Below are 15297 nucleotides of genomic sequence, written 5' to 3' on the forward strand. Positions count from 1 at the left end.
TTAATGGCAGATGATATGATGGGAAAGGAGATGTATCAGGTCAAAATTGGGGAGGAAACTCGGCTTTATAAGGCAGGGACTACATACCGTGAGATTGTGAAGGAGTACCAGAAGGATTATGAGAATGATATCGTGCTGGTATTTGTAAACGGAAAGCTCCAGGAATTATTTAAAAAGCTCAAATCAGACTGTACGTTGGAATTCGAGACAACGGCAGGAGAGATTGGACACAGGGCTTACCAGCGCAGCATCAGTTTGATGATGGTGAAAGCGGTCTATGATGTGGCGGGGCATGATGCAATAGAGAAGGTGAGGATACATTTTTCCGTTAGCAAGGGATATTATTGTACTGTCAAGGGAAATATTTCCGTGGACCAGAAGCTTCTTAACAGGGTGGATGCCAGGATGCGCGAGATGGTGGAGATGGATTTGCCTATCAATAAGCGCTCTGTGCGTACGGATGATGCAATCGCCTTGTTCGGGCGCCATGGTATGTATGACAAGGAAAGACTGTTCCGTTACCGCAGGGTTTCCAAGGTAAATATATACAGCATGAATGAATTTGAGGATTATCATTATGGGTATATGGTCCCAAGCGCGGGATATTTGAAGTATTTTAAATTGTATCTGTATGACGAGGGATTCGTTGTCCAGATGCCGGTGAAGTCTGCGCCCAAAGAGGTGCCTCCTTTTGAGCCTCAGAACAAGCTGTTCCATGTGCTGAAGGAGTCGGTTCACTGGGGGGATATACAGGGAATCGAGACGGTAGGCGCCTTAAATGACAGGATTACCACAGATGGGGTTCATGATGTGGTTCTGGTACAGGAGGCGCTGCAGGAGAAGAAGATTGCGGAGATTGCAACGCAGATTGCCGCACGTCCGGAATTGAAGTTTATCTTGATTGCCGGGCCGTCCTCTTCTGGAAAGACCACATTTTCCCACAGGCTGTCTGTCCAGCTTCGGGCAAATGGACTGACGCCAAGGCCCATTGCTGTGGACAATTATTTTGTGGAGAGGGAGGAGAATCCCAAGGATGAGACAGGCGCTTTTGATTTTGAGTGTCTGGAGGCTGTGGATGTGGCTCTGTTCAATAGCCAGTTGAATGAGCTGCTTGAGGGCAGGGAGGTGGTTCTTCCTACGTTTAATTTTGTGACAGGGCATAAGGAATACGGGACACGAGCTATGAAGCTTGGAGAGAACGATGTGCTTGTAATTGAAGGAATCCATTGCCTGAATCCCAAAATGACGATGAATCTGCCGGATGAAAATAAATTCAAAATCTATATCAGCGCCCTGACCCAGTTAAATGTTGACGAGCATGACCGGATTCCGACTACAGACGGAAGGCTCCTTCGCCGGATTGTGAGGGATGCCCGTACCAGAGGGTCGTCTGCACAGCGTACCATACGGATGTGGCAGTCGGTCAGGCGGGGGGAGGAGAAGTTCATCTTCCCGTTTCAGGAGGAAGCGGATGTCATGTTTAATTCAGCGCTGATTTATGAGCTGGCTGTGTTAAAGATTTATGTTGAGCCGCTGCTGTTTGGGATTGACAGAAGTTGTCCAGAATATTTGGAGGCGAAGCGGCTGCTTAAGTTCTTAGATTACTTTGTAGGGATTGGGAGTGAGAATGTCCCTACCAATTCGCTTCTGAGAGAGTTTATTGGGGGCGGGTGTTTTAAGGTGTGAGCATAGTCTCGCATTTTCATTAAAGGTGTTATGGATATTCTTTTTTCTTCCATGTCCTGTCATAAGTAAACCTCCAAACTGAGTAATTTTTTCTATCAGTTTGGAGGTTTACACAATCGCTTTTAGATCGCCTTTTTTTACCTGTCTTTCTATCCGTTCAACTGCTGACAGTTGGTCTAAAAGATAACCATTTTTTTCCATTAGCAAAATGTTTTTATTATTTATAGTGGCGTCCGGATTTTGTAATATGTGCAACCTTCTGGGTATTCGTAAGCCAGGTAACGATTTCGTTTGCCTGTGAAGCCTCGATTTTCGGTCCTAACTGTACCTTTTCTATCTGAATATCTTTATCTACCTCCACATATAGTCTGGGGACATCAAAATTATCCAAATCTATTTTTGGTTCAAAACAATGGTGAATCATACGTACTTCTTTCTCATGGCTGTACTCTGAGCTCTTGAAAAGGAAGCGTACTTCATTCAGGCAGCTAGTCACAAAATTACGGATGATTCCTTTTTCATCCAGACCAGCTATATGGGTATCCCATTTAGTATTGTTTGGAGTTTCTTCCATACGTTTTTCCAGATCGTCGAGAATACACCATATTTCCTCCATGATTTTCAGAATGATTTGGATGTTTTCGTCAGAATCTTGGTCAATATACTGAATCACATAGAGAGGATAGTCTTGGTCGGAATAGATGGATACATCCGTCAGTGTATCCTCGGCTTTCTGAATATCCAGAAAGTCTTCCGTAAATGTAATACTGCAGCCTTTCGCATCATCCGCATAGGAAACCCACATTGGAATGGCATTGTCCAGCTTTGTAAAACTGGTGACGTAAATATTTTCATTGATTGGAGTCAAGGTATCTTCATCAATACATTTTTTGTTTGGGTGTGGAAAATACCTTTCAATCTTTTCCAATATGTTTCTTTGCTGTTCTGGTGTATTTTCTAGTTGTTGCGAATTAAATTCTAATCGTAGTGCCGCTTTTTCCATCATTTCAATAAAACATTCTCCTTCAAAAGAGTCGTTCATGTAAATGGTATTCCATAACCGCAGTTTACCAGGTGTATCCGAATCTTCGGGCAATAGCCGCTTTAATGTACTGATTTTCGTGTAATGTACAGGAATGAGATTCCCCGCGCCTGATGTCTGAGCACCTGGAACAAATTTGCATATATCTTTTATATCGATAATCTGCTTATAAAGGCGGAAAAGGCACATCAGAAGTTCCCCGCGTTTAGCCGCCGTTAATTTCCTGAAGGTATTATTTTTTTGTAAACGTTGGAATAATTTATAGCCTTCCTCATTCTCATACAGTTGGAGTCTCGCCAGTGACCGATACATAGTTTCCAGTCTTATTTGTTCTATGTTATACTCGGTTTCCATCATTTTTATGGCATAGGCAAGGTTCGCACATGCCTTTATGGAATAAGTACCAGAGGAATACCGGAGTCGATTCTCTATATTTTGAAGATACTTTTTCCGTTCACTATTTTCTAGCCTTAATTGTTTTGCGTTCAACAAGGGAAATACACTTGCCGATACCCATCCTGTATTTATGTAGACATCTTTTTTGTGGTAATTATCGGGAAATGTTTCAGCTTTTTCAAAATATTCCAGAGCTTTTTCTAATTTAGGTTTCCATCCAAGCACTGTCTGCTGCATAAGCTCATAAAAATAATATCCCTGATGCAGATTCATTGTATAGTTGCTTGGCTCCGTATTTTGTATGGAATTTAATATATGTTCTGCTTTTTGAAGATAGGTTCGTCCTTGTTTTGGATCACGTGCCAGATGGAGATAACATATTGCCAGATATTTTTTAATTTTTGCCTTATTTTTTCCCCTAATCGTTTTTGCATACCTCCATACTTTTCTAATATCATTTCATAGCGGTCTTTTGATTTTTTATAATAGCCCAGCTTCATCAAACATATGCCCTGGCCAATATCTGCAAGCAGATCTCCGATCGGCGGAGCATCCAGACGTAAATTTTCAATCATAAAAGAGTCTAAATGCATATTCGTATCAGCGAATAGTTTGCTTTGAAGCCTTTCCTTTTGTTGTGGATAGCTGTCAGAGCCACATTCTTCCTGGATTTTTTCATAATATTTCTTTGCATTATGATAATCTTCCTGTAAAAACAGATTTTGTGCTATGTTGTAGTATGCTTTTAATCCGATGGTACCTTTTGAGATATGAGGACTTTCCTCGTACAGTTTTTCTAGTACAGAAGTTGATTTTTTATACTTTCCCTGCTTTTGCAGAAAAAGCCCCAATAACAGACGCACCTCTCGGTCAGAAGGATTGCGGTTCAGTAGTTCATTAATACTTTTCTGGATCTTCTCCGTTGGAGAATTTTTTTGAATCGCACATTTTATTTTATAAAGACCGGCAAAGCGGTTTCCATTACTGGCCAGACTGTTAAATATTTGCTCATATTCGGTTAGATTATCGTCAAAATGAGCTTCTGTTGCCTGTGTTTCTACCACATTTTCAAAAGCTCCATTTTTAAAATCTCGGTGTTGTTTCCACAGGCACACCCCTTTACTATTTTTTGCATCCACATTGTTAGGGTCATAATTTAATATTGCCTTACAGATATCTAATGACATGTCATAATCGCGACTTTTCTGATATACAATAGCTAACTGAACCAGGGCTTGAATAAGATATTCCCTATAGATCTGTTCTCTGTCTGTATGTGCATCTAAATTAATATCTGTGCGAATATTTTCTTTGTCTAAAAAGGAATCAAGTGCACTGTTTATGGGTATCTTTTTATTCCATTCAGTTAGGATTCCTTTTGTAATTTCCAGGAAACATGATTTTGCTTTCTGGATATGGTATAGATAACGGTGCGCTCTGCCGATATTCATTCTTGTTTCTAACCAAATGTGGATCTTCCAAAGCTCATTTTCACCGATGGATCTTCCCTCTGTTTTTGCCTTTATTTTCTTTTCAACTTCTTCAAATTCATCTAATGCCCGCCAGTAATCGTTTCTCTGGTTATGCTTTCCCAAATTGCGGAAATATTTCCCCAGATTTAATTGGAGCATCAGATCAAGAAAATCATCAGAATCGGGGTCGTATATCTGTTTTAATATAATACATGCCTGATGATAGTATTCTGAAGGGTCATAAAAATGTTCCCCCATGTATTGGCCATATCTGAGAAGAACATTTCCTTTTGTAAGATGCAGCATTTTTTTGTAAGTAAGGTAAGGATTATTTTTTTCTTTGTTTTTTTTCTTGAATTCACTCAGAGCCAGTTCTATCTCTCCGATTTTTTTAAGAATGGTTTCAAAATCTTGCTGCCTGTTAATAACTGTTGCGTCTTCAAAGCTGTCAAAACGAAGGCTGTAATATCCATCAGCTCTTTGGTATTCTTCATGCAAATCCGCCAAAATTTTCTGGTGTATTCTACCGTTCTCATTCATCCAATCCTTAAAATAACTTACCATATGTTCATTTCTCCATTCCCTCATATTTCTAACCTTACAAATATAAACAAAAATGGCAAGCAAACAAGGAGAATTTCTTCTCCTTATTTTCTTACCATTGAAAAACGACTACAGTTTAACATATTTTCTGAAAAATTTCGACATTTTTAGTAAATATATTTATCTTTGTCTCGTTTTGTAACTCTAGGCAGTCTGCCTCACCCTGGACACTACCATAGCCACTCCAAGAATCGCAGCGGCAAACAGCACCTGCAGCCCAAAACAAGTATAGAGGGACATCTGCTGCCCATGGCTGAAGGTGTTATTATTGGACAACAGCCCATTAGCCACCTCATACCAATAGGCTGGAAGGAATTGTGCGAACGTGCGAACGCCCTTCCCCAGAATCTCCAACTCAACGAACACGCCGCACAGGAAGGACATTCCAATGGAAACCACATTGACTACAGCGCTTACGACCTCCTCCTTGCTGACCAGCGTACCAATCAGGAAGGACAGCGACAGAGACACTATTGTCATCAGAAAGCTGTTGAGCAGGTAGTAGGGCATATTTGGGGCATTGATAAAGGATTTCCCATACATTAAAATCGGCATAAGGGTACACACGCCATAGACGCCAAGCCCCACCGTAGCGTAGCCAAGCACAATCTGGAGGTTCTGGCTCCTTGCAGGAACGGCTGAGCACGTCATCCGGCGCTTCACATCCGGATTGCGGAAAGCAATCATGATATAGCTCATGGAATAGCAGAGGATGGAAATCAGGATATAAGGCATATACTGGTACATAAAGGCGTGAGGAGGCTGTTCCCCGCCAAAGCCGTTCTTGTCAATGAGAGTCACTTCTGCTTCATCTTTACAGTTTTCCATGACGCTGGAAACTGATTCAGTCAAAGAGAACCCGCTTTTTGTCATAATCCGGACGTCATTCATAAAGGTATTAATCTGCTGGTCCACATAGAAGCCGCTGATGCTTCCGGGAACCTTGGTGACCGGCAGCATTTCCTCACCCTCAAGGCATCGTTCCTCAAAATCCTCAGGAATCGTTACGACATAGTAGACCTCTCGGTAGAACATGCGGTCCTGGATGATGGAAGGATCGTCGGGAAGGTCCACCAGGGTATGATACTGGCTTAAGTAGTCAGAAAGTCCCTTGGCAAGCTCGCCTTTGTCTCGGTCAAACACAGCGATATTCAGGCTTATCTGCTCAAACCCCGAAGTATTCCCTCCTGTAATTTTCTGTGCGGCAATGGCCATGGACAGAAAGATTACAAGATACAAAAGCATCGTATGGATATTCCGTTTGGTTATGGTAAGAAATCCTCTATATACTGTCATAACGTTCCCTCCTTATGCCTAAGAATGCCACTGTCAGAAGCAGCACGCTCATCACGGCCAGAATCAAAAGGCATCTGGTAAACCGTTCCATATCGTTGTAGATGCCCATACAGTAGAATGCGTCGCTTAAGACGGCGGCCGGATTGATACGGTTGATAATGGGACAGTGAAGCTCAATGATATTCTTCATGTTACCGAACATCAGGCCCGCAAGGAAGCCCGGAAACAGTGTGAACAATACGCAGACGCCCATCTTAAGCCCAAAGGACATGCGGGCAAGGCATCCGATTGCAACCCCTAAGCAGACGCCGATCATGCTGCCCATGAAATCCACCAGAAGCAGAGAGCCGATATCGTTTCCCAGGCTGATTTTCAGCACCTGTGTGATATACAGACACAGAATCAGGATATTAAAGAAATGGATGATAAAAAGCACAGCCATATCTATCATAACCAGAGTCAGTTTATGGGTGGGAGTAATGCTGCGTCTCGCGCCAAGGGCAGATATATTAGCCTGGCCGTCTGTGCTTGACTGAACTCCTAAGAAGGCGCCTGAAAGGCAGGCATAGGCAACCAGCGCAAAGAAATACTGGACAGAGGGGTTTAAATCCTTGCCGCCTAAAGATACCTCCAGGGTAGAGCTTCGGTAATCGCCCATGGCTTCCATAGCGTCAGGAAGCTTTTCCGGATGGGTCGTGGCAATCTTTTGGAACATGGCGGAATTCTGGTTAAAGCTTTCCAGAACCGAGGTCAGGATACTCTCGTTTAACCCGTTCTTAGCCACGGTGAGAGAAGGAGTTTCTTTGACATAGAAGATTCCGGAAATCTTTTCTTCGTCCAGAGCCTTAAGAGCTTTTTCTTCTGTGGAAATGTCCTGGATATCCAGCGTCTCGCCGTCCATCTGTGCCAGGAATTCTTCAAAGGCGCGGGCATTTTCCGAGGAGACGTCTTCTTTGACAACGGAAACCTTAATCTCATCCCAACTGGACTCGCCTGTGCTTTCAAGCCCTGCGTTTCCGAAGGATATGTAGAAAAAGGTACCAAGTATGATGGGAAACACAAGCGCCCAGAACATAATTGGAAAGTTCCGTATTGTCTGCAGGAACCGGTATCTGAATAAATGTAACATTCCTATCCCTCCTAATCTCTTAATTCTTTGCCCGTAATCTCAAGGAATACGTCGTTGAGAGTGGGCAGCTCTGAAAAGACGCGGCCGAAGCTTACGTCCTTTTCCTGTAAATAATTCAGGATGCGCACCAGATTGTGTCTGGCAGTACCCAGCTTGATTTTTAAAATCTGGTCCTCATAGCTTAGGTCAAAGACGTGAGGAAGTCCCCGTATTCTGGCAAGCAGAGCTTCATCCAATGCTATGGCCTCGATGGTGATGGTTTCCCCTGTCTTAATCATTTTCTTCAATTCTTCAGTAGTACCCGTTGCCAGCACATGCCCATGGTCGATGATGGCGATGCGGGTACAGATTTGCTCTACCTCCTCCATATAGTGAGAAGTGTAGATAATGGTAGAGCCCTGACGATTCAGCTCTACGATTCCCTCCAGAATCTTGTTGCGGCTTTGAGGGTCTACGGCCACCGTAGGCTCATCCATGATAATCAGCCTTGGCTTATGGACGATGCCGCAGGCAATGTTAAGGCGTCTGAGAAGGCCTCCTGAGAGCTTCTTAGGGCGCATTTTTGTAAAATCCTCAAGTCCCGTAAAGGCAATGGCCTCCTTAACAAGCTGGCCCCGCTTTGCCTTGTCGCGGACGTAAAGGCCGCAGAAGTAGTCGATATTCTCGCGGACAGACATTTGTTCAAAGACTGCTACATTCTGCATCACCACGCCGATTTGTTTTTTAATGTCATAGCTGTTTGGCTGCATATTTTTGCCAAAAATAGTGATGGTGCCTTTGTCGTATTTAAGCAGAGCAAGCAGGCAGTTGATTGCTGTGGTTTTGCCTGAGCCGTTGGGACCGAGAAGTCCGAAGATTTCCCCCTCCTGTATGTCTAAAGACAAGTGGTCAAGGGCCACTAGGTTTTGGTATCTTTTTACCAGGTTCTCAATCTGGATGATATTGGTTGACTGCATAGAATCGCCTCCTTATTTGATACTTGTAGTATAAAGTTTAGACGTTTATAATGGTAGTGTCAGGTGTCAGAAGGATATGTGACAAATGTAATGAGAAGGAATATGCCGCCTAAGCCAAAGGAGGGGGAAATGGAATGAAGCGTGCGTTAGATTTGACAGTTTTATGGATATATTGTCTCGTGGCGGCAGTTTTCATGCCGGTTAATGTTCCTTTTGTAGTATCGGCTCTTGGGGCGGTTGTGTACGCATGCGGCAGTTGTCTGGCAAGGTCAGGGGGGATACGGTTTGGGGCGACGGTTGTGTTTCTTTCTTTATCCTTAGTATGTCCCCATTTTTTAATGTTTTCGCCTCTTGTCCTATATACCCTGTTGGACGTAGTCCAACCATCCGCCAAGCCTTCTATGGCAGAAGGACTAAAGGGAGAGGCAGCTTGCGGGGCAGGTGACGGTTGTGATATATTGAATAAGCGCAATTATGTACTGGGAGTGACTGTCTGCTGCTTTGCCGTTTCTTTTTATGTGGCCTCTAAGAGGTCTTCGGTGTGTTTTACTGCAGTGGGCTGTGTGGTTGCGGGCCTGCTCCAATATCAGACTATGGAATATAACCTGCTGGATGAGAAGTTTCGCAGAATCAGGGATGACAGTGTGGAGAAGAATCTGCTGCTTCGTGAGAAGAACCAGAGTATTCTGGAAAATCAGGATTACGAGGTCTATACAGCGACTCTCAGAGAGAGGAATAGGATTGCAAGGGAGATTCACGACAATGTGGGGCATATGCTGTCTCGTTCCATTCTGCTGGTGGGCGCTATGAAGGCGGTTCACGGGGAAGGGAATCTTAAGGACATGCTGTGTCAGTTGGAGGATACCTTAAATGGGGCAATGACCAATGTACGGGAGAGTGTTCATGATCTCCATGACGAGGCCATTAATCTGAAGGAGGCTTTGGAGAGCCTGGTAGGGGAATTTACCTTCTGTCAGGCGGACCTTGAGTATAACATGGGATATGATGTGCCAAAAGAGCTTCGATATGGTTTTATTGGGATTGTGAAGGAAGCGCTGCATAATGTGACGAAGCACAGTGACGCTCAATGGGTGCAGGTAGTTGCAAGGGAGCATCCGGGGTTATATCAGTTGATTATAGAGGATAATGGGACGGGGTGTCCGGCAGAAGGAGAAAAGGGGTATCCGGCTAAGAACCAGGAGGGAAGCCAAGGAATCGGAATCCGCAACATGAAGGAGAGGGTGGACGGCTTTGGCGGTAATATGGAGATACGGACCCAGGGCGGCTGGCGTATCTATATTACTGTACCGAAGAAGACATAAGGGAAGATAACAAGATTTTACCGGAATACAGGAGAATGTCAGCAAAGGCAGAGAAATTGGCTGTAATTAGAGAGAGGATGGCTTTATGAAGATTGTAATCGTGGATGATGATATGCTGGTGGCAGGGGCGCTTAAGACCATACTGGAGGCGGGCGAGGATGTAACGGTTGTGGGCACCGGACAGGATGGCAGCGAGGCGTTTGCGTTATATCGAAAGCATTTGCCGGACGTACTGCTTATGGATATCCGGATGCGGCATGTCAGCGGACTTGACGCGGCAAAACAGATTGTGGAGGAATATCCAGAGGCGAAGATACTGCTTCTGACAACGTTTGCCGATGACGAGTACATTGTGAAGGCGTTAAAATACGGGGTGAAGGGCTATCTGCTTAAGCAGGATTACCAGAGCATTCTTCCGGCCATTCGGGCGGTGTGTACAGGCCAGACGGTGTTTGGGACAGAGATTGTGTCCAAGATTCCCCAGCTTTTACAGGAGAAGAAAACCTTTGACTGGGGGGCCTATGAGATTAGCCCAAAGGAGTTGAAGGTGATCTCCCTGGTGGCGGAGGGGCTTAGCAACAAGGAGATTGCAGGCGAGCTGTTTCTAAGCGAGGGGACGGTGCGCAACTATATCAGCAATATTCTGGAGAAAATGGGACTTCGGGACCGCACGCAGTTGGCGGTGTATTATTTGAAGGCAATTCGCTAAAAAGCGGTTGGCTAAGCAGGAAGATAGTAAAGGAAGCACGTTATTTCTGTAATAGGGAGTAATGTGTTTTTTTATGTAAACATTAATTTCTGAAAATTTAGAATCTATATTCAAATGTGTCGATTTACAACGATAATATTTTGATAATAAGGATTTTGTCTGAAATTTCCCCCAAAATATATGATACAATAAAAAATATGTGTGAGGACGAAAGATAAGGCAAGCTCTATGATACAAAAAGATATCCGCAAAAAGGGCGAAAGGAGAAAAAATAATGGACGTATTCCAGAATAATGAAAGTTTAAAGCTCAGATTCCCAAGGACATATGAGGCGCTTAAAAATACCGGAGGAATGAAAATGAGAAGGGCCATGGCCGCAGAGGATGCAGTCCGGACAACTTTTCTGGGGGTTACAAAGGAGGAGAAGGAATTTCTGTTGTTTGAAGGCGTGACTAAGGAGCGCCACACCTCCGGTTATCTCCACATAGAGGCAAAGGCTGTGAGAAAAAGTACGGGAGAGGTCTTAGACCAGAACCGCCAGGTGGTATTTTTTACCAGAGGGGGAGAGAAGAACGGCTTGCTTATGGGGCTTAAGATTAGCCAGGAGGCCCAAAAGGACTGTAAGGTGTGCCTTGAGTGGGGGATTGTAAAGGATAACGGCGTGATCACTAAGACCCAGGAGTACGACCTGGCAGAGTACGACCTGCTCCAAAATGAATATCATATCGCACATCCTTGCAGGAAGGAGGGACACCCAAAGGAAGACCCTTATATCAATTATTATTTCTGGCGCAGTCCTGAGCATGGGGAATACGTGGATTATAAGTATCCAAACGGCCATAACCTCATGTGCAAATCAGAAGGTACGGCGTCGGCTTTAGGGCATGGGGTGCGAGAGATTTTGAGCGCGAGCCTGATTCTGGAAAATGAAAATGACTTGGTGGAGTATCCAGATTTTATCAGCAAGGTGGATTTCCATGAACAGGGGATTAAGTGGGGAGGTGTGGAGGACTGGAGGCGGCAAATCTCTGACCTTTTGAAATCAAACACAGGCTTTGTCTCCTACACCTTGTCGATCATATGTCTGTTGGAGGATATGGGGGAAAAACGGCATACGTTTCTAGTTACCAATAAGGAGGGCGTCTCGAACCTGCCTATGCTTCGCTTCTGCTGGGGCTGCCTTGGGGCGGGGACCATGGTTTCAACGGCAGAAGGGGACAAGGCGATTGAGGAGATCCGTACAGGCCACATGGTAGAGTCAGAGGGAGGATTTCGGCGTGTGTGTAATACCTGGAAGGGAACAGAAAAGAATCCTGTGATTGTAATCAGGCTTGAGGACGGACGTAAGGTTATGGCCACTTCCAACCATCCATTCATTACAAAGGAGGGAATGATGGCTGCCAACGAGATTAAGAAAGGAACGCTTGTCAAGACAAGGGAGGGCGGCTTTCTTCCTGTTGCGGAGGCTTACGCGGACTTCCTGGGCGAGATTGTAGTCTACAACCTTGAGGTGGAGGAGGAGGGGATCTTTTACGCAAATGGAATCGCCAGCGGAGATATGAGGCGCCAGAATTCTTATAAGGGCGAAAATGTGAGGGAAAAGATTGCAGAGGAATGGCGGCAGGACTTTGACAGTTTTATGGAGATGCTTAAGGGGGATGCATAATGGGACGAAGTGTTGAGGATATTTCGCGGGTGCAGATTTCCTATGACAGGGATACCTATGTCTGTGAGGCGTTTACGGAGGAAGCCTTTATGGGCGGCGAGATTCTGGTTGTGCTTAGCAATACCAGGGATACGAAGAATGAGGCGGCGCGGCTTGCGGTGTCGAAGGAGTGGCATGGTTTGGACGGCGTGGTTCGATGCGAAAAAGAGCTTTTAGCAGATGTAACGTATCTGTACCTGTATCTGGTGGATGCCCAGAAGATTGCCAGCAACGTGGTGAGGGTGTTTATTCATACTCCCTGCCTTAAAGGGTATCAACTGGGGGAGAGGGGCTTGGTTTATCTGATGCTGGATACCAAAACCAGCGATTACAGCCTGGCGCGTCAGTTGGCGGTGGGAAACGAAGGCGCCAAAATATCTCTGGATTTACCGGCCTGCGGTGTGCGTCTGCCTGAGCTTGGAATCTGGGGAAATGCGGCTTGCGCTTGTCTGTCACTGGCTTATCATAGCCGTATCGACGGTGTGGATATCTGCGGGCCAGAGCTTTCCGGCGCGCAGGTGCTGCTTCGGGGACCGGAGGTTATAAGACTAGAGGTTTCAGAAAATGTCCTTGTAGGGCAGGGAGATTTTGAAAAAGAGACGGTTATACAGACGGAAATCCGAAGGGGGATGGTGGTGGCTGCTACGGCAAGGCTTACGGCAGAGGAACAGAACAATACACTAAGCTTTTGGTGGGATTTGTCCGGTGAGGGACTAGACCCGTCGGGAGTTTATACTCTGCGTTTGCGCTATCTCACAGGAGAACAGGGTGAAGGCCTGTCGGCCCCTGGCCCAGAGTATCCGCTTTTTCTTGGTCTGCCGAAGGTTCAGAGTGTGAGGGCTTCGGGAGAGGAAACGGTGGTCTGTCTTGGAGAGGAGATGCAGTATGAGGTTACAGAAGGGCGCCAAGACAGGCTGGTGTCGGAAAGTGAGATACGCCTTTCTGGCGGAATCACAGAGATAGATGTCCGAATGTGTCAGGGAATTTCTTACGGGCCCTCCCTTCATGTGAAAACAGCCCTGCCGCGGTTTTTAAGTATAAAGCAGGGAAATGATACCTTTTACAGCCTGTGCCGTGTAAGGGAGGAAGTTCTAAAGGAAAGGGTGACGGTGCCTCTTGGAAGGTGGCTTGAGGGCTATGACAAGGGAGAGATTTTTTGGGTGACGCAGGGGGAATTGGAAAGTATTCTTAGGATAGAGCCGCTTCTGACAGAACGGCTTGTCTCTGGCAGCGACAGCGTTTATGATGAGTTCGAGGAAATGCTGGGATGCTGTGCAAAAGATTATGAAACCATGGAAATACTTGTCAGGGCGGTTCTTGAACATGCGCCTTTGCGGGCAGAGGATATTCTGGCGTTCCGGTACAGATATCGGGTGAGCGAAGGGAGAGTGGATTTGGAGGCTGGGCTGTCTTTGGCGATCGAGTATGCTATTTACCAGAATATACCGGAGAATCAGAGGATGCTGTTGGAGGACGGTCAGCCCGTAGGAATATCCGACAGATTAGGCGGGGATGCTGGGTCTGATCGAACGGTAGATGCATCCCACAGGAATGGTTATGTGGGAACCGGAACCTGTGACTGCCAGGTGGTTTTAAGAAACGGAAGGGTGGTGTTAGAGCCGTTTATTCAGGGATTTACTCAGGCCTCCTCCTATGTGATTCCGGCGTCTGGGCCTCTTGACAGTCAGGCACAGCTAGACGGCGGGGCGGGAGTGGCGGATTTTCTGGCTGACGGGATGGCGGCGCCCTTTGTGCGGCTGCTCTATCCAATTGAGCGTATGGGGAGAAACAGTAAGGGGGAAATGCGGTATTTCCACAATATCTGTCTGGCGGCAGGCCAGAGCCTTCCTGCACTAATAAATGCGTCCCAGGCAATGCGGCGCCAAGAGCTGCCAAATCGGCTGGAGGAGGTTTCCCTTGCCGATTTGCGGGGGCGCGCTACCATCCGCGTGAGGATTTTGGTAACGGTGAATAAGGTCTTACAGTGGGTATCCATGGGAACCACCGCGGGGGATATGGCGGATGCACTGGGAATTTCAAAGGGAAGGCTCGCACTTTGGCGTCAGACCTCCTTTGGGCCTTGTCCGGTGTTCGGGGATGAGCTTAGGAGTATGTGTCTGGTTTCCGGCGATATAATGGAGGTGAGCCAGGATGGGGCTTTTATTGGATAGAATCTTTACTTCATCTCCGATTCAAGATGAGAGTGGATTTTTGGAACGGCTTCAGGGGCTTTTAAATGGGCGGACGCCGGATTATCTGTGGGTAGACAACCGTTCTTCGCAGTACAGATGTTGGAGGATACAGAAGTTATATCTTACAGGTGAGAGGTTAGAGAGGGATACGGCTTTTTCTTATGGGGGCTGGACGCTTGTGGTGCATAAAGGCAGCAGGATACACAGGCAGGAAAATGGCGGAAGACTTCAGGGAGGCTTTTCTTTCCGGAAGGAGGAGAAGCTCTTTTCAGGAGTCAGTCTTTCGCTGGATGAAAGAGGACGGTTCCTGTTTGAAATTACAATATTGGATGAAGAAGGGATTTCTGCGGAAATCCGGTATTTTACCAGAGGGTGGGATACCTTTCTGAGACGGTGGGGAGATGTTGAGGTCAGAGGAGAGGTGTTTAAGCTTCCTTCCGGCGCGGCGCTTAGGGTGTGTTTTTCTCCTTTGGTACAGGAGGAAACCATATTTCAGTTGCAGGAGACTTTGGAGGTGAAAAGCAGTTTTACATCTGTCTATGGAGATGCGCTTTCCCTTCAGCTTCCGGCAGGGTTTCCATTGGTCTTTCAGCGGGCTTCAGAACCAGAAGGAAGGTGTTACTTAGCGCCAGGGGGAAGGGCATATGGATATGGTGTAAAGAAGCTTGAGTTAGGAATGTCAGGCACAGAGTATGTGGGAATGTCAGGGGGGAGCTTGCCTTTGCTTTGTACCTGGGCAGCCTGCATGGTATGGGATAGGGCAGTTGGATAGGCGGGGACAGACGGCTT

General features: G+C 46.0%; 11 protein-coding genes. 6 read left to right on the plus strand and 5 right to left on the minus strand.

Annotated elements, in window-relative coordinates:
* Positions 1-18 precede the first annotated feature (18 nt).
* Positions 19-1686, plus strand: a complete 1668-nt coding sequence (locus GN277_RS09120) for a nucleoside kinase (protein ID WP_159756526.1) — start codon at positions 19-21, stop codon at positions 1684-1686.
* Between the two features lie 217 nt (positions 1687-1903).
* Here GN277_RS09120 and GN277_RS09125 read toward each other — a convergent pair whose 3' ends face one another.
* The 5 genes from GN277_RS09125 to GN277_RS09145 all read right to left on the minus strand — a co-directional run bounded on the left by GN277_RS09125 (position 1904) and on the right by GN277_RS09145 (position 8565).
* Complete coding sequence (locus GN277_RS09125; protein WP_159750786.1) at positions 1904-3397, minus strand: DUF2971 domain-containing protein; 1494 nt, start codon at positions 3395-3397, stop codon at positions 1904-1906.
* A 35-nt stretch (positions 3398-3432) separates the two neighbouring features.
* Positions 3433-4719 (minus strand): tetratricopeptide repeat protein, encoded by a 1287-nt coding sequence (locus GN277_RS09130; RefSeq protein ID WP_159750787.1) that lies wholly within the window; start codon positions 4717-4719, stop codon positions 3433-3435.
* 624 nt (positions 4720-5343) lie between these two features.
* Entirely contained in the window at positions 5344-6495 is a 1152-nt protein-coding gene (locus GN277_RS09135) for an ABC transporter permease (protein WP_159750788.1), read from the minus strand.
* Positions 6482-7624 carry an ABC transporter permease gene (locus GN277_RS09140; RefSeq protein WP_159750789.1) on the minus strand — a complete coding sequence of 381 codons (1143 nt, stop codon included), beginning with the start codon at positions 7622-7624 and terminating at the stop codon, positions 6482-6484. Before GN277_RS09140 ends, GN277_RS09135 begins: the two co-directional genes overlap by 14 nt.
* 11 nt (positions 7625-7635) lie before the next feature.
* Positions 7636-8565 carry an ABC transporter ATP-binding protein gene (locus tag GN277_RS09145; RefSeq protein ID WP_159756529.1) on the minus strand — a complete coding sequence of 310 codons (930 nt, stop codon included), beginning with the start codon at positions 8563-8565 and terminating at the stop codon, positions 7636-7638.
* 149 nt (positions 8566-8714) lie between these two features.
* Here GN277_RS09145 and GN277_RS09150 point away from each other — a divergent pair, with 149 nt between their 5' ends.
* From GN277_RS09150 to GN277_RS09170, 5 genes are all read left to right on the plus strand, one after another.
* A complete protein-coding gene (locus GN277_RS09150; RefSeq protein ID WP_159750790.1) occupies positions 8715-9902 on the plus strand; it encodes a sensor histidine kinase in 1188 nt (395 codons plus the stop codon).
* An 85-nt stretch (positions 9903-9987) separates the two neighbouring features.
* Complete coding sequence (locus GN277_RS09155) at positions 9988-10611, plus strand: response regulator transcription factor (RefSeq protein ID WP_159750791.1); 624 nt, start codon at positions 9988-9990, stop codon at positions 10609-10611.
* 274 nt (positions 10612-10885) lie between these two features.
* Positions 10886-12277: a Hint domain-containing protein gene (locus tag GN277_RS09160; protein WP_159750792.1), complete on the plus strand. Its 1392-nt coding sequence runs from the start codon at positions 10886-10888 to the stop codon at positions 12275-12277.
* Positions 12277-14487 carry a hypothetical protein gene (locus GN277_RS09165; protein ID WP_159750793.1) on the plus strand — a complete coding sequence of 737 codons (2211 nt, stop codon included), beginning with the start codon at positions 12277-12279 and terminating at the stop codon, positions 14485-14487. Before GN277_RS09160 ends, GN277_RS09165 begins: the two co-directional genes overlap by 1 nt.
* On the plus strand, positions 14468-15280 hold the full coding sequence (locus tag GN277_RS09170) for a hypothetical protein (protein WP_159750794.1): 813 nt from the start codon (positions 14468-14470) through the stop codon (positions 15278-15280). The genes GN277_RS09165 and GN277_RS09170 overlap by 20 nt, the downstream gene beginning before the upstream one ends.
* The last annotated feature ends 17 nt before the right edge of the window (positions 15281-15297 follow it).

Source organism: Sporofaciens musculi (genome assembly GCF_009830285.1).
GTDB lineage: Bacteria > Bacillota > Clostridia > Lachnospirales > Lachnospiraceae > Sporofaciens > Sporofaciens musculi.

Bases quoted from the DNA above. Each gene is read 5' to 3' on its own strand.
- GN277_RS09150 (WP_159750790.1), top strand. From the start codon at position 8,715: ATGAAGCGTGCGTTAGATTTGACAGTTTTATGGATATATTGTCTCGTG.
- GN277_RS09135 (WP_159750788.1), bottom strand. From the start codon at position 6,495: ATGACAGTATATAGAGGATTTCTTACCATAACCAAACGGAATATCCAT.
- GN277_RS09165 (WP_159750793.1), top strand. From the start codon at position 12,277: ATGGGACGAAGTGTTGAGGATATTTCGCGGGTGCAGATTTCCTATGAC.
- GN277_RS09170 (WP_159750794.1), top strand. From the start codon at position 14,468: ATGGGGCTTTTATTGGATAGAATCTTTACTTCATCTCCGATTCAAGAT.
- GN277_RS09160 (WP_159750792.1), top strand. From the start codon at position 10,886: ATGGACGTATTCCAGAATAATGAAAGTTTAAAGCTCAGATTCCCAAGG.
- GN277_RS09140 (WP_159750789.1), bottom strand. From the start codon at position 7,624: ATGTTACATTTATTCAGATACCGGTTCCTGCAGACAATACGGAACTTT.
- GN277_RS09155 (WP_159750791.1), top strand. From the start codon at position 9,988: ATGAAGATTGTAATCGTGGATGATGATATGCTGGTGGCAGGGGCGCTT.
- GN277_RS09125 (WP_159750786.1), bottom strand. From the start codon at position 3,397: ATGAATCTGCATCAGGGATATTATTTTTATGAGCTTATGCAGCAGACA.
- GN277_RS09120 (WP_159756526.1), top strand. From the start codon at position 19: ATGGGAAAGGAGATGTATCAGGTCAAAATTGGGGAGGAAACTCGGCTT.